The 19,218-nt window shown below is 64.4% G+C and carries 19 protein-coding genes; 10 read left to right on the top strand and 9 right to left on the bottom strand.

The window, feature by feature from the left end; all coding sequences use genetic code 11:
• The first annotated feature begins 93 nt into the window (after positions 1 to 93).
• Complete coding sequence (locus FRZ44_RS06215; RefSeq protein ID WP_151176366.1) at positions 94 to 492, top strand: endonuclease domain-containing protein; 399 nt, start codon at positions 94 to 96, stop codon at positions 490 to 492.
• 86 nt (positions 493 to 578) lie between these two features.
• Here FRZ44_RS06215 and FRZ44_RS06210 read toward each other — a convergent pair whose 3' ends face one another.
• Positions 579 to 1,586, bottom strand: coding sequence for an arginase family protein (locus FRZ44_RS06210; protein WP_151176365.1), 1,008 nt, complete (start codon positions 1,584 to 1,586; stop codon positions 579 to 581).
• A gap of 202 nt (positions 1,587 to 1,788) precedes the next feature.
• Here FRZ44_RS06210 and FRZ44_RS06205 point away from each other — a divergent pair, with 202 nt between their 5' ends.
• From FRZ44_RS06205 to FRZ44_RS06170, 8 genes are all read left to right on the top strand, one after another.
• The gene (locus FRZ44_RS06205) at positions 1,789 to 3,408 is read left to right on the top strand and encodes a GMC family oxidoreductase (protein WP_151176364.1); all 1,620 of its coding nucleotides are present in this window, start codon (positions 1,789 to 1,791) and stop codon (positions 3,406 to 3,408) included.
• A 367-nt stretch (positions 3,409 to 3,775) separates the two neighbouring features.
• Positions 3,776 to 4,930 carry an ABC transporter permease gene (locus tag FRZ44_RS06200; RefSeq protein WP_225308570.1) on the top strand — a complete coding sequence of 385 codons (1,155 nt, stop codon included), beginning with the start codon at positions 3,776 to 3,778 and terminating at the stop codon, positions 4,928 to 4,930.
• Positions 4,931 to 4,943: 13 nt separating this feature from the next.
• Entirely contained in the window at positions 4,944 to 5,738 is a 795-nt protein-coding gene (locus tag FRZ44_RS06195) for an ABC transporter ATP-binding protein (protein WP_151176363.1), read from the top strand.
• 25 nt (positions 5,739 to 5,763) lie between these two features.
• Positions 5,764 to 6,783, top strand: a complete 1,020-nt coding sequence (locus tag FRZ44_RS06190; protein WP_151176362.1) for an MlaD family protein — start codon at positions 5,764 to 5,766, stop codon at positions 6,781 to 6,783.
• 14 nt (positions 6,784 to 6,797) lie between these two features.
• Positions 6,798 to 7,412 carry a PqiC family protein gene (locus FRZ44_RS06185; RefSeq protein ID WP_151176361.1) on the top strand — a complete coding sequence of 205 codons (615 nt, stop codon included), beginning with the start codon at positions 6,798 to 6,800 and terminating at the stop codon, positions 7,410 to 7,412.
• A 154-nt stretch (positions 7,413 to 7,566) separates the two neighbouring features.
• Complete coding sequence (ppk2, locus tag FRZ44_RS06180) at positions 7,567 to 8,418, top strand: polyphosphate kinase 2 (protein WP_151176360.1); 852 nt, start codon at positions 7,567 to 7,569, stop codon at positions 8,416 to 8,418.
• A 460-nt stretch (positions 8,419 to 8,878) separates the two neighbouring features.
• Positions 8,879 to 9,298 carry a hypothetical protein gene (locus tag FRZ44_RS06175; protein ID WP_151176359.1) on the top strand — a complete coding sequence of 140 codons (420 nt, stop codon included), beginning with the start codon at positions 8,879 to 8,881 and terminating at the stop codon, positions 9,296 to 9,298.
• A gap of 44 nt (positions 9,299 to 9,342) precedes the next feature.
• A complete protein-coding gene (locus FRZ44_RS06170) occupies positions 9,343 to 10,341 on the top strand; it encodes a hypothetical protein (RefSeq protein ID WP_151176358.1) in 999 nt (332 codons plus the stop codon).
• Here FRZ44_RS06170 and FRZ44_RS06165 read toward each other — a convergent pair.
• Together FRZ44_RS06165 and FRZ44_RS06160 are read right to left on the bottom strand one after the other, a co-directional pair.
• Entirely contained in the window at positions 10,307 to 10,696 is a 390-nt protein-coding gene (locus tag FRZ44_RS06165) for a DCC1-like thiol-disulfide oxidoreductase family protein (RefSeq protein ID WP_151176357.1), read from the bottom strand. The two genes, FRZ44_RS06170 and FRZ44_RS06165, sit on opposite strands and share 35 nt — an antisense overlap.
• 75 nt (positions 10,697 to 10,771) lie before the next feature.
• Positions 10,772 to 11,281, bottom strand: coding sequence for a PAS domain-containing protein (locus FRZ44_RS06160; protein WP_151176356.1), 510 nt, complete (start codon positions 11,279 to 11,281; stop codon positions 10,772 to 10,774).
• 184 nt (positions 11,282 to 11,465) lie between these two features.
• Here FRZ44_RS06160 and FRZ44_RS06155 point away from each other — a divergent pair, with 184 nt between their 5' ends.
• Positions 11,466 to 12,410 carry an aldo/keto reductase gene (locus FRZ44_RS06155; protein WP_151176355.1) on the top strand — a complete coding sequence of 315 codons (945 nt, stop codon included), beginning with the start codon at positions 11,466 to 11,468 and terminating at the stop codon, positions 12,408 to 12,410.
• A 191-nt stretch (positions 12,411 to 12,601) separates the two neighbouring features.
• On the opposite strand, the gene FRZ44_RS06150 is transcribed toward FRZ44_RS06155, so the two are convergent.
• The 6 genes from FRZ44_RS06150 to FRZ44_RS06125 form a co-directional block, all read right to left on the bottom strand.
• On the bottom strand, positions 12,602 to 13,711 hold the full coding sequence (locus tag FRZ44_RS06150) for an S-(hydroxymethyl)glutathione dehydrogenase/class III alcohol dehydrogenase (protein WP_151176354.1): 1,110 nt from the start codon (positions 13,709 to 13,711) through the stop codon (positions 12,602 to 12,604).
• A 99-nt stretch (positions 13,712 to 13,810) separates the two neighbouring features.
• Positions 13,811 to 14,383: an S-(hydroxymethyl)glutathione synthase gene (gfa, locus tag FRZ44_RS06145; RefSeq protein ID WP_151176353.1), complete on the bottom strand. Its 573-nt coding sequence runs from the start codon at positions 14,381 to 14,383 to the stop codon at positions 13,811 to 13,813.
• A gap of 259 nt (positions 14,384 to 14,642) precedes the next feature.
• Positions 14,643 to 15,449, bottom strand: coding sequence for a TauD/TfdA dioxygenase family protein (locus FRZ44_RS06140; RefSeq protein ID WP_151176352.1), 807 nt, complete (start codon positions 15,447 to 15,449; stop codon positions 14,643 to 14,645).
• A 238-nt stretch (positions 15,450 to 15,687) separates the two neighbouring features.
• The gene (locus FRZ44_RS06135) at positions 15,688 to 17,046 is read right to left on the bottom strand and encodes a hypothetical protein (RefSeq protein WP_151176351.1); all 1,359 of its coding nucleotides are present in this window, start codon (positions 17,044 to 17,046) and stop codon (positions 15,688 to 15,690) included.
• 155 nt (positions 17,047 to 17,201) lie between these two features.
• Positions 17,202 to 18,578, bottom strand: coding sequence for a carbohydrate porin (locus FRZ44_RS06130; protein WP_225308569.1), 1,377 nt, complete (start codon positions 18,576 to 18,578; stop codon positions 17,202 to 17,204).
• Positions 18,579 to 18,730: 152 nt separating this feature from the next.
• Positions 18,731 to 19,201 carry a nuclear transport factor 2 family protein gene (locus FRZ44_RS06125; protein WP_151176350.1) on the bottom strand — a complete coding sequence of 157 codons (471 nt, stop codon included), beginning with the start codon at positions 19,199 to 19,201 and terminating at the stop codon, positions 18,731 to 18,733.
• Between the last annotated feature and the right edge of the window lie 17 nt (positions 19,202 to 19,218).

Raw genomic sequence — 19,218 nt, 5'->3', positions numbered from 1 at the left:
ATACAATCGAAATTGATACTCTAATCCCCTCCCCAACTTCTGGGGGAGGGCCAGGGAGGGGGCTGCTCCGCCTCCCGATCCAGAGCGTCAATCATGATCCACCCCGACATCACGCAGTCCGCCCGTCGGCTGCGGCAGAAAATGTCCGGTGCCGAACAGCGGCTCTGGTATCTCCTGCGACGCAGACAGCTCGATGAGTTCCGCTTCCGTCGCCAGCAGCCGATTGGCCATTTCATCGTCGATTTCGTTTGCTTGAAGGAGCGGCTCATTATTGAGCTCGATGGCGGGTCGCATACGGAGACGCAGGGCTATGACGAGGTTCGGACTGCGTGGCTCGAGGCGAAGGGTTATCGCGTCCTGCGATTCTGGAACAATGACGTGCTAGGGAATCAGGAGGGCGTGATCGAGGTGATACTCGATGCGCTGTATCGTGGACGGCGCAGCCCCCTCCCTACCCCTCCCCCAAAAGTTGGGGGAGGGGACAATGAGTGAATGAGACGCGACGCATTCTTCTTGTCCCCTCCCCCTTCAAGGGGGAGGGTTAGGGAGGGGGCTGCTCGATCTAGCCAATTCCACCCCTACCCCTTCTTCCTCTCATTCACCCCATCCGCGATCAGCGCGATCATCTCGAACATCAGCGCCATCGCCGTCATGGCCGTGATGTTGGACGGATTGTCCTTGGTCGGAATCATGCAGACGATGTCGCCGCCGATGATGTCGAGGCCGCGCAGGCCGTGGAAGATCTTCTCGGCCTGCCAGGCGCGCAGGCCCCGCTGCATCGGCTCCATGTTGGCGACGGCGGGCGCCTCGGCCGGGTCGAGCACGTCGAGGTCGAAGGTGATGTAGAGGGGCATGTCGCCGACACGGTCGCGGATGATGCGCACCGTGTCCTCGATCCCCAGCTCGAAGAACTCCTCGGCCGGGATGAGCTTGTAGCCGAGCTTGCTGGCGGTGATGTCGGCGCGCGGCTTGATGGGATTCCCGCGCATGCCGAGCTGGACCGAGCGGGTGGGATCGACATGCTGCTCGGCCACCGTATAGGCCGCCCAATGGGCCGCCGACCGCACCGAGCCCAGCCAATGCGGGATATGCTCGTAATCGTCGCGATGGGCGTCGAAATGGAGCAGCGCACATTTGCGCCCACCAGTGAGACGCGCGTCCTTGCCGGCGATCGCCTTCAGAATCGGACCGGTGATGGCGTGATCCCCGCCGATCGAGACGGGCCGCGTGCCGGCACGGTCGAGCCGTTTGAAGAAGCCTTCGATGTCCTGGACGCAGATGTCGTTGACCATGGCGTGGGGCAACGGCACGTCGCCCAGATCGTGGATCCGTGCGACCTCCCAGGGCACGATGCCGAACTTCTGATGGCCGCGGCGATACCAGCCCGAATTGTTGCGAACGGCGCGCGGCGCCAGATGCTGGTCGCGCTCGGTCGAGCCGTTGCCCGAGCTGTGCGGGACGCCGACCAGACCGATGTCGCAGTTGGCCGGGTTCTCGTCCCAGGGACATTTGAAGAAGGTCTGGATGCCCCACCAATACCAGGGCTCCATCTCCGCCTTCTTGCGCTGAAATTCCGCCTCGTCCATGACGCATCGCTCCCCTTGGATGTCTCCACAACCTTGCCCGCAGTGGATCGAGGACCGGTCTGGAACGTCAAGGGTGAAGTTGGCCGGCCTCGAGGCGTCACGGCCATTGGTTACGCCATGGTCCCGCTCCCCATCACGGGGCGGGCTGTGCCATGCTGACGACCGCGAATTCACCCCGCCGCAACCTCCCGCTCGCAAGCCCATGACCAAATCCAACGCGTACGATTATGTGATCGTCGGCGCCGGCTCCGCCGGCTGCACGCTCGCCAACCGGCTCTCCGAAGACCAGGGCGTCTCGGTCCTGATCCTCGAGGCGGGCGGCTGGGACCGCGACCCCTGGATTCGCATCCCGCTCGGCTGGGGCAAGATCCTGACGAAGCGGCTGCATGACTGGATGTATTTCTGCGAGCCCGAGCCCAGCGTCGGCGGCCGGGCGGTGGAATGCGCGCGCGGCAAGGTCGTCGGCGGCTGCTCCTCCACCAACGCCATGGCCTATGTGCGCGGCCACCGCAGCGACTATGACCGCTGGCGGGCGCAAGGGCTCGAAGGCTGGGGCTTCGACGACGCCCTGCCCTATTTCCGCAAGCAGGAGCGTTGGGAAGGCGGCGCCAGCCGCTGGCGCGGCGGCGACGGGCCGCTCTCGACCCAGACCTGCAAATTCCAGGATCCGCTGCTCGACGCCTTCGCGGCGGCAGGCAAGAACGCCGGCCATGGCTGGACCGACGACTATAACGGCGAGCATCAGGAAGGCTTCGGCCGGCTGCAGATGACGATCGGCAGGGGCCGTCGGTCCAGCGCCGCCACCGCCTATCTCCGCCCTGCCTTGAAGCGGGGCCATCTGGCCATCGAGGTCAAGGCGATGGTCACGCGCATCCTGTTCGAGGGCCAGCGCGCGATCGGGGTCGAGTATCTGCAGGACGGCCAGACCCGCACCGTCCATGCCAACCGCGAGCTCATCCTTTCGGGCGGCGTCATCAACACGCCCCAGACCCTGATGCTCTCGGGCATCGGCGACCCGGAAGAGCTCAGGAAGCACGACATCCCGGTCAGGCTGGCGCTGCCGGGTGTCGGGCGCAATCTGCAGGATCATGTGTCGGTGATCCTGATGTATCTGCGCAAGGCGCCGCCGAGCCCGTTCCTCAAGGCCATGCGCTATGACCGCATCGGACGATCCTTGATCGAGGCCTATTGCTTCGGCACCGGCTTCGCCGCCGACGTGCCCGGCGGCATCACCGCCTTCCTCAAGAGCCGCGCCGCCCTCCCGCAGCCGGACATCCAGTTCCTGCTGACGACGGCCTCGCTCGGCGCCTGGCCCTATTTCGAGCCCTTCAAGAAGCCGTTCCCGGATTCCTTCGCCTGCCGCGTGGTGATGCTGCATCCCGAGGCGCGCGGCGCCGTGACCCTGAAATCGACCGACCCGAACGCGCATCCGCGCATCCTGCAGAATTTCCTGTCGACCGACGCCGACTGGAAGGCCCTGCGCGCCGGCGTGCGCATGGCGCGCGAGGTGGCGGCACAGCCCTCGATGCAGCCATTCGTCGCGCGCGAGATCGCGCCGGGCCTCGAGAAGACCGCGGATTCCGACATCGACGCCCATATCCGCAAGACCTCGATCACGGTCCATCACCCCGCCGGTACCTGCAAGATGGGCGTGGATTCGGACCCGATGGCGGTGGTCGATACCAAGCTCAGACTGCGCGGCATCGAAGGCCTGCGGGTGGTCGACGCCTCGGTCATGCCCGATCTCCCCACCGGCAACATCAACGCCGCCGTGGTGATGATCGCGGAAAAGGCGGCCGACCTGATCCGCGGCCGGGCCTAGGGGTTTCTACCCAAGGGCGTCGCCTGCCCCTGCGGACTGCGGTGGGATTGTCAGCCTGCGCCACACCCGGCACGGGCAGGCGCCTTGATTGCAAGGCGCAAATAACTGAAAAACGGCAAAGATCTGGCCGGGTCCGGGTGCCGGACTATTGACGTCACCGCCCGATAGATGCCCTTAATTGCTGGAAGATTACCTCGCTTGGATTTCGTGCTGATATTTCGGCGCATGGGGAGGGCCTGACGACGTTGGAAATTCGCTGCCGCGCGACGGCCTCCGACTTTCCGAAGGGGTCTTAGGACCCGCACCGTCCCCCCTGTCTCGCCGTTCGCAACCGATTTGACGGCCGAAGGGCCCCGAGACAAAGACCTTGGCAACGGCAGCCGCCACCGATCACATCGCACCCGGCCTCACCTTGACGCCCCAAGGTGGCGACACCTTGCTGCTGAGCCTCAGCGGCGACTGGCAGCTGCGCACCGGCCTTCCGACTTCGGCTCAGGTGGACCAGCAGCTCGGATCCAATCCGGCCGCGAAGCGCCTCAAATTCGACGCCGGAAAACTCGGCCACTGGGACAGCGGACTGCTGGCCTTCCTGGTGGGCGTCCAGGATCTCTGCAAGACGCGGGGCCTGTCACTCGATGCCGGCAACCTGCCGGAGGGCGCCGACCGGCTCCTGAAGCTGGCGGTCGCGGTACCGGAGCGCCAGGGCGCGCAGCGCACCGGCAAGCGCGTGGATTTCCTGACGCTGATCGGCAGGGAAGCCATCGCCGCCGGGCGGTCCGCCGGCGAGATGGTCGAGTTCCTCGGCATGGCCGTCCAGACCTTCGGCAAGCTCATGATCGGCCGGGCCCGCTACCGGCGCTCCGATCTCGTCGACATCATCTATGAATGCGGCGCGGCGGCCCTGCCCATCGTCGCCCTCATCTCCTTCCTGGTCGGGCTGATCCTGGCCTTTGTCGGCGCGATCCAGCTGCAGCAGTTCGGCGCCCAGATCTACGTCGCCGACCTGGTCGGCATCGCGATGGCGCGCGAGATGGGCGCGCTCATGACGGCCATCATCATGTCGGGGCGCACCGGTGCCGCCTTCGCCGCCCAGCTCGGCACGATGCAGGTCAACGAGGAGATCGACGCGCTCTCGACCTTCGGCCTGTCCTCGATGGAATTCCTGGTGCTGCCGCGGATGATCGCACTCATCGTCATGATGCCGCTGCTCTGCATCTTCGCCGACCTCATGGGTATCCTCGGCGGCGCGCTCGTCGGCGTCGGCATGCTGCATCTCTCCCTGACGTCCTATGTCAACGAGACGCTGAATGGCGTCGGACTGATGGATTTCGCGGTCGGCATCTTCAAGAGCTCGGTGTTCGGCGTGCTCGTCGCCGTGTCGGGCTGCCTGCGCGGGATCCAGTGCGGCCGCAGCGCGTCCGCCGTCGGCCTCGCCGCCACCTCGGCGGTCGTCACCGGCATCGTCTTCATCATCGTGACGGATGGCATCTTCGCCGTCATCACGGCTGCCCTCGGGATCTGAGGGAGCGCGCGTCATGCCTGACACCGCCCCCGCGACCGACGCCCATATCACCGTCAAGAACCTCGATATGGCTTATGACGATTTCGTCATTCAGCGAAATCTGAACTTCACGATCAACCGCGGCGACATCTTCATCATCATGGGCGGCAGCGGCTGCGGCAAGAGCACCCTGCTTAAGCATCTGGTGGGCCTGAAGGCCCCCGCCCGAGGCCAGGTTCTGTTCGGCCAGCAGGATCTCTGGGCGGCCGATGCGGAAGAGCAGCAGAAGATGATGCGTCGCTTCGGCATCCTCTATCAGAGCGGCGCGCTCTGGAGCTCGATGACCCTGGCCGAGAATGTGGCGCTGCCGCTGGGCGAGTTCACCGACCTCAAGCCCGCCGAGATCCGCAAGATCGCCTCGCTCAAGATGAAGCTGGTCGGTCTCGCCGGTTTCGAGGACTTCTATCCCTCTGAGATCAGCGGCGGCATGCGCAAGCGCGCCGGCCTCGCGCGCGCCATGGCGCTCGATCCCGAGATCCTGTTCTTCGACGAGCCATCGGCCGGCCTCGACCCGATCAGCTCGCGCATGCTGGATGACCTGATCCTCGAGCTGCGCGATAGCCTCGGCGCCACCATCGCGGTGGTCACCCACGAGCTCGCCAGCATCTTCACCATCGGGAACAATTCGGTTTTTCTCGATGCCGATACCAAGACCATGATCGCGCAGGGCGATCCCAAGAAACTGCGCGACGAATGCCCGGACCCGAAAGTCCGCAACTTCCTCCTGCGCGGCGAGCTCGCCAAGTCCGGAGCCGGGGCGCCAGGATGACACGCCGGGGAAACAGGACAAGCTGATGGCCAAGAAATCCAATCCGAAACTCATCGGCGCCTTCGTCTTGGGCGCCATCGCGCTGGCGATCGCCGGCGCCGTCGCCTTCGGGGGCACCAAATTCCTCGAGCCCAAGCAGAAGGCCGTCCTCTATTTTGAGGGCTCGCTGGGTGGCCTCGCGATCGGCGCACCCGTGAATTTCCGCGGCGTCCAGGTTGGCACCGTCACCGACATCTCGATCAACTACAACATCGACGAACAGACCCTCAAGATCCCCGTCATCATCCAGATTTTCCCGAACATGCTTCATGTCGTTGCCGGGAAGCGCGACGTGAATAACTTGAAAATCCTGGTGGAGCGCGGTCTGCGCGCCCAGCTCGTGGTCCAATCGCTGGTGACCGGACAGGCGAGCGTCGAGTTCGACTTCCATCCCGATACACCGATAAGGCTGGTTGGCGGCGCCACGGGACTGCCCGAGATGCCGACGATTCCCTCGAGCATGGACGAGCTGCAGGCGAACGTCTCGGCGGTGCTGGCGAAACTCAGCAAGATGCCGATCGACGAAATCTCGGCGCAGGTCAGCGGTGCGATCCTCAATCTGCAGCAGATGCTCACTGACGCCAGCACGATGATTAAAGGCGTCAACGAACAGATCACGCCGACCTTGGCGAACCTGCAGGCGACGACGCAGCAGGCCAATGATTTGATGGTTGCTGCCAATGATCGCCTCCAGATGAAGGAAGGCGAGCCGCTGCAGACCTTGAACGACACGTTGAACGACTATGGCAAGCTGGCGGACCAGCTCCAGGGCAAGACAAATGTGCTCACGACCGATCTGCAGACCACGCTCAAGACACTGAACGCGGCGCTGGCATCGGCGGACGATGTCGTGACCCTGCTGGAACGCGATCTGGCGAAGAACCCGGCGCTGCTGTCGCAGACGACCGACACCTTGCGGGAGTTCAAGGCGATGGCCTCCTCGATCCGGGCCCTTGCTGATTATCTCCAGCGCAACCCGAATGCCTTGATTACCGGTAAACATTGATTCAGGAGAGGGCCATGCCTCGTTCATTGGGTTGGATGGCAGCGATCGCGCTTATTGCCGGCCCGCTTCTGCTGTCGGGCTGTTCGGAGAGCAAGCCCTCGCGCTTCTTCGTCTTGACGCCGCTCGCAGCCACCACCGACACCGGCGGCCGGGGGCCGGCGCTCGGCGTCGGTCCGGTGGTGATCCCGCAATATCTCGACCGGCCCGAGATCGTGACCCGCAGCAGCGACAATCAGCTCCAACTCGCGGAATTCGATCAATGGGGCGGTCGCATCGGCGACAACATCACGCGCGCACTCGCGGAGAATCTTTCCGGGATCCTCAAGACCGACCGCGTCTCGATCTATCCCTGGACCGACTCCAGCGCGCTGACCGATCAGATTTCCGTCGACATCACGCAGTTCGAGCGCGATCCGTCGGGCGCCGTCACGCTCACCGCCTTCTGGAATATTGCCGATGCGCAAAGCGGCAAGATCCTGGTCAACGGGCGCTCGAACATCCAGAAGCCGGTCGGGGCCACCGCTGCAGGCGCCGACGCCTATGGGGCGGTCGCGGCCGCCATGAGCGAGGCGCTTGCGAGCCTCAGCCAGGAGATCGCGGCCGCCATTTCGAAGCTGCCGCCGGGCTGAGCCGAGGCGCGGCATCGGCTTTCGCCGCCGCGACTGCGTCGCAGTGGCGGTCGCGACAGGCGCCGATGCGCCCCATTGATCTCCGGGGCGGCGCCTGATTGCATGGACTCGGGTGCGGCGCGCGAAGGCCGTCGGCAATTTATCGGAGGCGACCATGGCCAAGAAGAACAACAAGAAGGCCGAGAAGGCAGGCACTCAATCGAGCGCGCCATCCAAGTCGGCTGCAGCCCCCGCCAAGCTCAAGGGCAAGGACTATGAGCGCGAGCTTGCCAAGCTCCATGTGGAGATCGTCAAGGTCCAGGAATGGGCCAAGGCGACCGGGGCCAAGATCTGCATCATCTTCGAAGGACGCGACGGCGCCGGCAAAGGCGGCACCATCAAGGCGATCACCGAGCGCGTGAGCCCGCGCGTTTTCCGCGTCATCGCCTTGCCCGCGCCGTCGGAACGCGAGAAATCGCAGATGTATGTGCAACGCTACCTTCCGCATCTGCCCGCGGCCGGCGAGGTCGTGATCTTCGACCGCAGCTGGTACAACCGCGCCGGCGTCGAGCGGGTCATGGGATTCGCGCCGGAGAAGGCCGTGAAGCGCTTCCTGGAGCTCGTCCCGACCTGGGAGAAGCTGATGATCGAGTCCGGAATCATCCTCCTGAAATACTGGCTGGAAGTCAGCGAGGCGGAACAGACCCGGCGGATCAAGGGACGAATCGACGATGGCCGCAAGATCTGGAAGCTGTCGCCGATGGACCTCGAATCCTATAGCCGCTGGTACGACTACTCCCGCGCCCGCGACGACATGTTCGCGGCGACCGACACCGCCTGGGCACCCTGGTATGTGGCGAAGTCGGACGACAAGAAACGCGCGCGGCTCAACATCATCAGCCATATGCTGACCCATATTCCCTACAAGAGCGTGAAGCGCGCCAAGGTGAAGCTGCCGAAGCGGCAGAAGCCCCATGGCTATGTGGAACCGGACTATCCCTATAAGCGCATCACGGAAAAATTCTGAGCGGCGTCACACCGGCAAGGCCCTCGCCTGCGGTGTGGCGCGCCTCGAGGCTTCCCGATCTGGCGAAAGGATCCGGGTTCTGCGCTTCGGTCATCGCCCGTCTTTGGCGCTCAACCGGGTTTTCCCATTCGACGGGCCTGGCGGTTTCGCGCCAAAGTTGAGCGCTGGCCGCTCGCGGAACGCCGGGTTCGGCGCCGGCGGACGGGACGGTAACCGAATCTAAACATTTTAAGGTTGTAGTACGGAGGCCACGGCAACTTCCGATTGCCCTGGCGCGGACGCCTGCCCAAATCCGCATTCCTGTCGAATGGATGACCGTTCTCCGTGCCCAAACCGATCTCGCTGTCGGCGGCTATCTCCATCGCAATCAGGCATCCGGCTCGAAATGGCACACCCCCTGGGCCTCGCGTCGTATCGTTGTCGTCGATGGCTCGCCGGAATCGGCGTCCTCGCCTATACCGTGCTGGCCATCGCCTTGAAACCCGCGGGCGCCATCGAGTTCTTCCCGTTCTTCAATTGGAGCCTGTTTTCCGAGAGCTCCGACCACCGGGGCGACGTCACGCTGCGCATGACGGAGATCGACGGTGCGCCGGTCGCGCCGCCGCGTTTCTTCTACGACATGAAGGACGTGTTTACCGCGGCGCGGGACAAGGATCCGCGCCTCATGAAGCTGCTGGACCGCTGGTTCTACGCGCTCCGGCAAAACGATCGCGAGACAGCCGATCGCCTGCGGGCCGTCGTCGAGAAGACGTTCATGTCGGAGGTTTCGGCCGCGGATTACGAGCTCGTCCTTGCCGTCTATAATCCGGTTCGGCGTCTTCGGACGGGCGATATCGAGAAAATTCAGGTCATCGGCTCGTTTGCGAAGGGGCAACCATGATCGGTGCCCGATTGCACCGCCTGACGCGCGGGTTGCGCAGGGACATGGCCGGAGAGTCCCCGACGCCCGCGGCGCCATTCGCGCGGCTGAACGAATCGTTTTCGCGGGCGCGCATCCTCGTGAAAGTCTTCTATCTCTGTTCCGCCTATATCAGCTATCTGGCGCTCGACGAACTGCACCGGGTGGCCCTGCAGGCGGAGGCATGGGATTTCCTGTGGCCGGTGCAATGGCTGGCGCGCCTGCAGGTGCGGCCGGCCGTGGACTGCCTGGCCCTGGCCTGTTTCCTCTTCGGCCTGCTCGCCTTTCAGTTCGAAGGACGAAGACTGTTCCGCGCCTTGTTCGCCGCGAGCTTTCTCCTCGTCGCCGCAATCGTCAACTCCTTCGGCGGCACCAACCACCTCTATCATGCGTGGCTCTGGATCGCGATCGGGCTGATCTTCCTACCGCAGGGCTCGGCGCGACAACCCTCGCGGCTCCACAAGATGTCCTGTCTCACCACGATCGCCGCCTGCCAGGCATTGCTGCTGTCCTTTTATTCTCTGGCCGGACTTTGGAAGACGCTCAGCGGCCTGGCAGCGCTGGCCTCAGGACATGTGGGCAATTTCTCGCCGGGCGGCCTCTCCGCCACATTGGCGGACAGGATGCTGCAAACCGGTACGTCGCCCCTGCTCGCCAATTTCGTGATCGACCATGTCTGGCTGGCCTGGCCGATGTTCGTATCCCTGATCTATGTCCAGCTGTTCGCGATTTTCGTGGCTTTCCGGCCCCAGCTTCATGTGCTGTGGGGCTATGCGCTGATCAGCTTCCATCTCGGCACCTGGCTGCTGATGGAAATCGTGTTTCCGCAGCACATCCTGTTCCTGGCGCTGTTCTTCGTGCTCTCGCCCTTCCGCCCCGACCGCTGGACGCTGCGGGGAATCCTCGTCAGCCTGCCGGCCTTCGGGCCCCTCCTGCGGCGCCTGCTGCCCATGACAGCCGCGGCCGCACCGTGCCAGAACGGGGGTCGGCCTAGAATCCGAGCTTCTTCCGACCCAGCAATCTGAGCACCAGATTCCGGCTGCCCCGCAGCAGCGGGTAAAGAAGCGCGGATCGTCGCGGCGACCGGAAGACCCAGTTGTTGATGCGACCGAACGCGCCATTCGGCCGCCCAAACTCGGCCAGCGCGTGGATGCTGTCCGCGCCGTGATAGATGCGATCGCCGCTCAAGAGCGCCATGCCCTCGTCGACGTTGAGGCCCCGGGCCTTGAGTTGACGGACAGCGGGATGGTCGCGGTTCAGGCGCGCATCCAGCAGCTGCAGATCGGGAAAGAGCTCGCGCAGATGCAGCAGCCGAACATAGTTCGCGCAGAAGGGGCACTCTCCGTCATACACCAGGGTCGGTCGGGAGGGCGGTTCCATGCTCTCTCTTTATCAGCCGGGTGGTTAAGCGTCGGTTTGCGGGCGTGCCACGGGCGCAGGGGGCTCCAGCCCTCGCTAGCCCAGCGGGCTGACGCGCGGGGCGATCGAGCGGAAATCGTCGACGCTGAGGCAGTGGGTGACGGTCTGGCCGTCATGCGACAGCGGAAACACGCCCCATTCGAAGACCTGGTCGTCGCGGTCCTCCCACTCGATCTTCGAGAGGCCGAACAACGGCGTGCGATTCACCCGCAGCCGACGATAGATCTCGAGATTGGCGGCCTTGAGCGCTGGATCCCAATCGGTCTCGCTCAGCCATTTGTAGGAGAAGTCCTCCTGGCCGAAGCGCGCGACTTCGGTCCCCACCAACCGGTAGAACACCCGGAAGGGATCGTCCTGCAATTCCACGATCGAGATATAGGGCAGCCAGGCCTGGAAGATGAAGGGATCGACATCCTGGCGCGCAGGAGAGTGACGGCCGCGCTTCAGGCCCTCCCAACGCCCCTCGACATCGGCAACCATGTCGGATTTGATCTCCGACCGATCGACGAAGCAGATGGCATCTGCCAGCCATTCCCGTGTCGGCATGTTGCGGCTCACTCTCGGACCATGGGCGGCCGTCCGATCTGCCGTGCGCGTGGAATGATAGAACGCCCGGGCGCCTTGCGATAGGGGCGCCACAGCGTCCGCTGGCAAGCCATCGCCGCCTTGCTATCCTGGGCATAGTTGGCCCGGAAAACCTGCCACATCGAGGCTCGAGGAGGCCTGCATCATGGAACGTCGTAAACTGGGAAAAACCGGGCTGGAGACGGCGCCGCTCGTGTTCGGCGGCAATGTCTTCGGCTGGACCGCCGACGAGGCGACCTCCTTCGCGCTGCTGGACGCCTTCACGGATGCCGGATTCAACGCCATCGACACGGCCGACGCCTATTCCCGCTGGGTCCCCGGCCATAGCGGCGGGGAATCCGAGACCATCATCGGCAAATGGCTGAAACGCCATGGCGGCCGGGACAAGGTCCTGATCCTGACCAAGGTCGCCTCGGAGATGGGGCCCGGCAAGAAGGGGCTTTCCCGGGCCTATATCATGGAAGCGGTCGAAGCCTCGCTGAAGCGGCTCCAGACCGACTATATCGACCTGTACCAGTCGCATTGGCCCGACCCCGAGACGCCGATCGAGGAGACGCTCGAGGCGCACCAGCGTCTGGTGGACCAGGGCAAGGTCCGGGCGGTGGGCGGGTCGAATTATGACGGGGCCGGCCTGGCTGCGGCCCTCAAGGCCGGCGACGGCAGGACCCGCGCGCGCTACCAGACCTTGCAGCCCGAATATAATCTCTATGACCGAGCCGGCTACGAGAAGGAGCTGGAGCCGATCTGTCTCAGGGAAGGTCTCGGCGTCATCACCTACTTCTCGCTGGCCAGCGGCTTCCTCACCGGCAAATACCGTTCCAAGGCCGATCTGGGGAAGAGCCCGCGCGGCGAGGATATCGAAAAATATCTCGATGCCCGGGGGATGCGCGTGCTGGCGGCGCTGGATCAGGTGGCCGCGCGCTATCGCGCGACACCGGCCCAGATCGCGCTCGCCTGGCTGATCGCCCGCCCCAGCGTCACGGCGCCCATCGCCAGCGCCACCAGCCTGACGCAGCTCAAAGACATCCTGAAGGCGCCGTCGATCAAGCTCGACCGCGATGCGATCGCCGCGCTCGATGCGACGGGGTGACGAACTGAAGAAGATTCCTCACCTCCGCAACGTGGAGGTGAGGCCGCAAAGGATTTGTTGAGGCGAAGCCGAAACACGTTCGTCACCCCGGCCCCCGTGTCGCGCCATAGGCGCGCACGAGGACAGGCTCCGGCCGGGCTCCATGAACACCCATCTCGCTAAATTGGGCGCGCTCGGTGAAGAGCCCGCCCCTAATACACCACCACCGTCCGGATCGACTTGCCCGCATGCATGAGGTCGAAGCCCTCGTTGATGCGGTCGAGCGGCAGGGTGTGGGTGATCAGATCGTCGATGTTGATCTTTTTGTCCATGTACCAGTCGACGATCTTCGGCACATCGGTGCGGCCCTTGGCGCCGCCGAAGGCGGTGCCCTTCCAGACGCGGCCGGTGACGAGCTGGAACGGACGGGTCGAGATCTCCTGGCCGGCGCCGGCGACGCCGATGATGATGCTGACGCCCCAGCCCTTGTGGCAGCATTCCAGCGCCTGGCGCATCAGGGTGGTATTGCCGACGCATTCGAAGCTGTAGTCGGCGCCGCCCTTGGTGAGCTCGACCAGATGGGGCACCAGGTCGCCCTTGACCTCCTTCGGATTGACGAAGTGGGTCATGCCGAATTTCTCGGCCAGCGCCTTGCGGCTCGGATTGATGTCGACGCCGACGATCATGTTGGCGCCGACCAGCTTGGCGCCCTGGATCACATTGAGGCCGATGCCGCCCAGCCCGAAGATCACCACATTGGCGCCGGGCTCGACGCGGGCCGTGTTGATGACGGCGCCCAGCCCCGTGGTCACGCCGCAGCCGATATAGCAGACCTTGTCGAAGGGCGCGTCGGGACGGATCTTCGCCAGCGCGATCTCCGGCAGCACCGTGAAATTCGCGAAGGTCGAGCAGCCCATATAGTGATGGATCATCGTGCCGCCCATGCGGAAGCGGCTGGTGCCGTCCGGCATCAACCCCTTGCCCTGGGTGGCGCGGATCGCCTGGCAGAGATTGGTCTTGCCGCTGAGGCAATATTCGCAGTTCCGGCATTCCGGCGTGTAGAGCGGGATGACGTGATCGCCCTTCTTCAGGCTGGTGACGCCGGGGCCGACATCGACCACGATGCCGGCACCCTCATGGCCCAGGATCGCCGGGAACAGCCCTTCCGGATCGGCCCCGGAGAGGGTGAACTCGTCGGTGTGGCAGATGCCGGTGGCCTTGATCTCGACTAGCACTTCGCCGGCCTTGGGGCCCTCGAGATCGACGGTCTCGATCGAGAGCGGCGCTCCGGCCTTGTGAGCGACGGCGGCGCGAACTTTCATGGGATCCAACCTCTTCTTCAGGTGTCACAGAGACGCGGACGCCGCCGGGCCGCCAACAAGGCGGCGGCCCGGGACGCGCGGATTAGTTCGAGAGCAAGCCTACTTCAGAACGCCCGACGCCTTGGCGATATGCGTCGCGATGAAATCCATCAGAGCCGGCGACAGGCAGTCATAGGGCTCGAGCTTCAGTTCCTTCAGCCGCGCGCGGACCGCGCCCATGTTCTCCGGCTTGGCCCCGGATTCGATGATCGAGGACACGAAGGCGGCGAATTCCGGCGGCGACCAGCCCTCTTCCTTGGAGAGCTCGGTATGGACAAAATCGAGGCCGTAGAAGGGATGGTCTTTCTTCTCGATGCGGCCATACATATGGGTGCCGCATTCCTTGCAGGCATGGCGCTGGATCGTCGCGCTGGAATCCACGACCTTCAGCTTGTTCTCGTTCTTCGTCACCTTGACCTTGTCGCGCGGCGCCACGGCCACGACGGCAAACAGCGCACCGGCCGGCTTCCAGCATTTGGTGCAGCCGCAGGCATGGTTATGCGCGATCTGGGAGGAGATCTTCACCTCGACGGGATTGGTCTTGCATTTGCAGGTGAGCGTGCCGCCGGCAAAATCCTTCTTGCCGGGCTTCACGCCCCCATCCACCGAAGGATGGATCGAAACTTTCGCCATATCAGGGTCCTTCCTCTGTCTGTGCGTCAAAGACGTCGATTCTTTTTTACGTCGCGACCATCGGCAGGTCTGGTGCTAAGCACCTGCCGGCGACGACACGACGATTGGATTTTTGATCTAACCCGGGTGGATTATTGCACAGAGCGCCGTGCGATTTGAGCCCGCGCGTGAGACCCGTTCGGCGAACGGTTTTCCAGGCTATATCGGCGTCTCGGGCGTTATATTATATCATTGCAACTTCGGGCGCCGGGCCCGCGCCTCAGTCCGCGATCGTGATGCGGTGCATCTCGCGGCGCTGGCCGTGATAGTCGTTGAGCGGCCGATGCTGGGTGCAGCGATTGTCCCAGAAGGTCACCGTCCCGGGCCCCCAGCGCAGCCGCGTGATGAATTCGGGCTGGGTCGCATGCTCGAACAGGAATTCCAGCAGCGGCCGGCTTTCCGAGACGGTCATGCCGCTGAAACGCGTCGTGTAGGTCCGGTTGACGAAGAGCGACTTGCGTCCCGTCTCCGGGTGGGTGCGGACGACCGGATGCTCGGTCCCCATCGTGACGAAGCCGCCCGGCGTCCCGTTCGCAGCCGGACCGGCATTCTCCGCCCGCACCTCGCTCTCATGCACGGCCGTCAGGCGTTCGAGCAACGCCTTCATACCGTCGGACAGGCTCTCATAGGCGAGATACATGTTCGCAAACAGGGTGTCGCCTCCCGTTGCCGGGGTCTCGATCGCATGGAGGATGGAGCCGAGGACCGGCCTCTCGAGAAAGGTCACGTCCGCATGCCACAGCTCGCCGAAGACCTTGCGGTCCTCCTTCTCCTTCACGACGCGGAGCACCTCCGGATAACCGGGGAGCGCGCGAGCGGCGGTATAGGCGAATGTGTGGAGCGGCCCGAAGCGCCGCGCGAAGTCGGCATGCTGGGCGGGCGTCAGACGCTGGTCGCGGAACACCACCAGCAGATGCTCGAGCAGCGCCGAGCGGATCGCGGCGATCGTCGGGTCATCGAGCGGCGCGGCGAGATCCACGCCGTAGATTTCGGCCCCGAGCGCACCCGTGAGCGGTCTGACTTCCATCGTTGGCAACTCGCGGCCATCGGGCGGCAATGCGGGAGCACAAAGCCCGTGCGAGCGTTCTAGCCGCCATCGGCAGCCGCGACAACCGCCCTCTTCGAGCAGCCGACATGGTCATATTTTTATAATTATTTCAAATGCTTAACGCCCCCTTTGATCCAGGAAGGCGGGCGCCGGGGCCCGGGCATGCAAGGGGCGGCCCCGTCCTCGCGGCAGCCACAAGCCAGGCGGGACATCGCCCTCAGCAGGCTGCGTTCAGCTTTTCCAGCGCGACATGTGCCTGCGGGTCGTCGAGTGCGGCCGCCGTCATGCGGACCTTGATCCGGCGGCAGATGGCATCGCTTCCGGCGAACTCTTCCTCGGTCCAGAACCGCTCTTCGCGGTTCCAGAAGCCAATCTCGTCCAGGAACGAGACGCCGAAATAATAGTCCGCCGACACCGAGCTGAAGAAAGTCGGGTCTGTCTTGAAGCTGCCATCCGCGTTGAAGGACTCCTCGAGAGTCCAGGTCAGCATCTCCCGGATGGCCTCGCGCGCCTGCTGTCTCTGAGTGGCCGACATGTGATCCCATCCATATTTCAGGATCCGCGCCACGTCGTAATTGTTGTGGTTGTTGAGGTGTCCGTCATGAAGCCAACCGAGGGGATACGGGTCGTTCCTGATGCGCAATGTCGTGTCGATGATCTGCGGCCAATACGCGACCTGCCCGCGAAGATATGCGATCGTATGGTAGGTGATACTCAGATCGGCGGTCTTGTAGATCCGCCCCTTGTTGCGATACCAGGCGCCCCAGTAGCCGGTCAGCGGATCCTGCCACCGGCGCAGGAAGTCGCTGTACATCGCATGGAAGCGGCCGCGGAGCTGATCGTCCTGGCCGTCGCGGCCGTGGCCGATGGCCTCCCGCAGATACTCCCGAAGGTAGTCTTTGAAGAGGGCCGAGGACAGTATGGTCGTTATGTTTCCGAGCTCGCCCCGGTTGTCCCGGCCCGTCGTCGCGATATCGGAGACGAGCAGTTGCTCCAGATAGGTTTTCATTCTCTCCGGCGTGCTGATTCGATCCGGGATGCGGACCCGATATAGCGGCAGCGGCCGCCACCTTCCGTCAGAATGCTCTTCCAGCGCCGCCAGCGTGGCTTCGGCCTGCAAGAACCATTCGTCGTAGCAAACGCCCCAGAATCCGCTCCCCGGCGACTGCCGGCGCGCGAAATCCTGATTGAGGTTCGTCAGGCTCTCGGCGAGCTGCGTCCGCTGCAGGTCGAGGCGCGCCCACTCCACGGTGTATTCGTAGAGCCAGTCCGCCTCGAGATACATCTGAGTGGAGCAGGCCATGATATTTCCGGTGGCCTGAATGCCGGCCAGGCTCTCGGCGAGCGCGCGGAGACGTTCGCCGAAATGGATTCTTTGCTCTCGATAATCCGGATCGTGGGCGACGAAGTCCGCCTCGATCATGGCATTCATCTCGTCGCCCGAGACCGCGCTGGCCTGATCCGGCGCGGTCGAAAGAACGCCTTCCACCGGAGACGCGGAACAGCCGTCGAGAGCGGCGATCGCGATCAAACCCAAACCGAATGCCGCACGCCGGGCCAGAATGCAGAACCGCATCGGAACGCCGCCTCCCGCCGCCGGGTCCTTCGAATGGAGCGCGACCATAGCACGGCGGGAATACCGATGAACGGCCGCCTCCGGCCTTCGTGGCGAAGCCAGGCCATCGTTCCGGCAAACAAGAGAAGGGGCTGCGGCTCCGCCGGCGGCAACGCTCAGAAGACGAGAGTCGCCCTAACGCCGAGGACGAGAGCATTCGGGATCGTGCCGTCGGGATCGCCGGGATCGGGCGCCGAGCCGCCCGGGCGAATGATATATTGGATATCCGGCTGCAGCGTGACCGCGGGCGTCACCTGGGCCAGATAGCTGAGCTCGAGGACGATCTCCTCGTCGCGCACCGGAAAGCTCGGGTCGTCGAGGCGGCGGGTATCCTTGTCGAGATGGGCCGCATCGTCGCTGATCCGGGCATAGGCGGCACCGAAGGTCAGCGTATCCTGGTCTCGGGTCGGGACGAGCCCGGTGAATCCGAGGCCGCCATCGACATAGAACGAGATCAGGTTGCGGTCCGCGGGCGATACGCCGATGCGCAGGAAGGCGTTGAGGGTCCGGTCCTTGTCGTTGCTGCGCCAGAGGGTCTGGTCCGCCAGCCCGTAGATCCCGCCATTTCCCTCATGGTTCTCCGCCCCGACCGCGGCGCCCGACGCCAGCGACACCTTGTTGCCCGCGGCATCGACACCGAAACGCTGATCGGCGAAGGAAGCGTCCTGATACCAGACGCCCAGCTTGTAGACGCCGGGAAGGCCTTCGGCCTGGTCTCCCTGGTTGATCGCGTATTGGGCCTCGCCGATCCAGAAGGTTCCGCCGCTGAAACTGAATGTCGTGCCGCTGCCGTTGCAGAGCTGAGGATTGCCCGAGCAAGTGTCGCCGGCCGGATCGCCGCTGAAGACTGCCGCGAGAAGCGAGAGCTCCGGCGTCGGGTTCACCTGGATGCGAAGCCCCGGGGTTGCCAGCGGATATTCGGGTCCGCCGCTGGGCAGATTGAGAGCCAGGATATCCGCGAACCCGAAGGTGCTGTTGAGCAGGTTCGCGGCGGTCGGGCTGATCATGAACTCGTCGTCGGCCGCGAGCTGGCCGACGCGGACAGAAACCTCGTCATCGAACAGGCTTTGCTGCAGCCAGAGCGTGAACAGTCTCGTCGACGGATGGGCCTCGATCGAGCTGGGATCGCTGAGTGCGCCGCTGCGGGCACCGATGCCGCCGCCGGTCCGCTGGATCTGATAGCCGGTCACATGGAAGAGCGCGCCCTGCCAGCCCATGAGCTTGTCGAGATCGACATCGAGCGACAGTTGCAGCCGCCCCTGATAGACAAAACCGCGCTCGACGCCGCCGGAGACATCGCCCATCGTCTCGCCGACATAGTCCAGGGTGATGTCGAAGCCCTGATTCTGCAGCTCGGTGCGAACGCCGCCCCAGTCGCCGCTGAGCTTCTCGAGGTGCCAGATGTCGTCGTCGGCACTGGCCGCGCGGCTGGCCAAGATTGCCACGATCGCGGCAAACAGCCCGGCACGAAGGGCGACGCGCATCGCGATCATGCGTCGCTTCCCCTTCCCCTTCCCCCCGGATGGCTGTCCTGACATGAATTCTCGGGTCGGGTGGCTTCAATTCTCTGATCGGGTGGGTTCGGGTTGACCCCGTCCTGCGATACCGCGTCGTATCCATCCGGCCCTGTCGCCGGGCCGTTGCTTCAGAGCCCCAGCTCGGACAGGCCCGGATAGTCCGCAGGGCGGGAGCCAAGCGACCAGAAACAGCGGCGATCGGCCTCCGGAATCGGCAGGTCGTTGATGCAGGCGAAGCGCCGGTGCGTCAGCCCGGCGTCGCCGAATTCCCAGTTCTCATTGCCATAGGAGCGGAACCAGTTGCCCGCATCGTCATGCCACTCATAGGCGAAGCGCACGGCGATGCGATTGTCGGCGAAGGCCCAGAGCTCCTTGATCAGCCGGCAGTCCAGCTCGCGGATCCACTTGCGCCCCAGGAATTCCACGATGGCGGACCGCCCGGTGATGTACTCGGCGCGGTTTCGCCAGGCGCTGTCGGCGGAATAGCCGAGGGAGACGAGTTGCGGATCGCGGCTGTTCCAGGCGTCCTCGGCGAGGCGGACTTTCCGCGCCGCGGTCTCGGCGATAAACGGGGGAAGCGGCGGTCTCGCGTAGGACATGGGAATCTCCGGTTGCT

Origin of the sequence: Hypericibacter terrae (genome assembly GCF_008728855.1) — a bacterium.
In the GTDB taxonomy this organism is placed as follows: Bacteria; Pseudomonadota; Alphaproteobacteria; order Dongiales; family Dongiaceae; genus Hypericibacter; species Hypericibacter terrae.
This window is presented reverse-complemented; position numbering and strand designations above follow the sequence as displayed.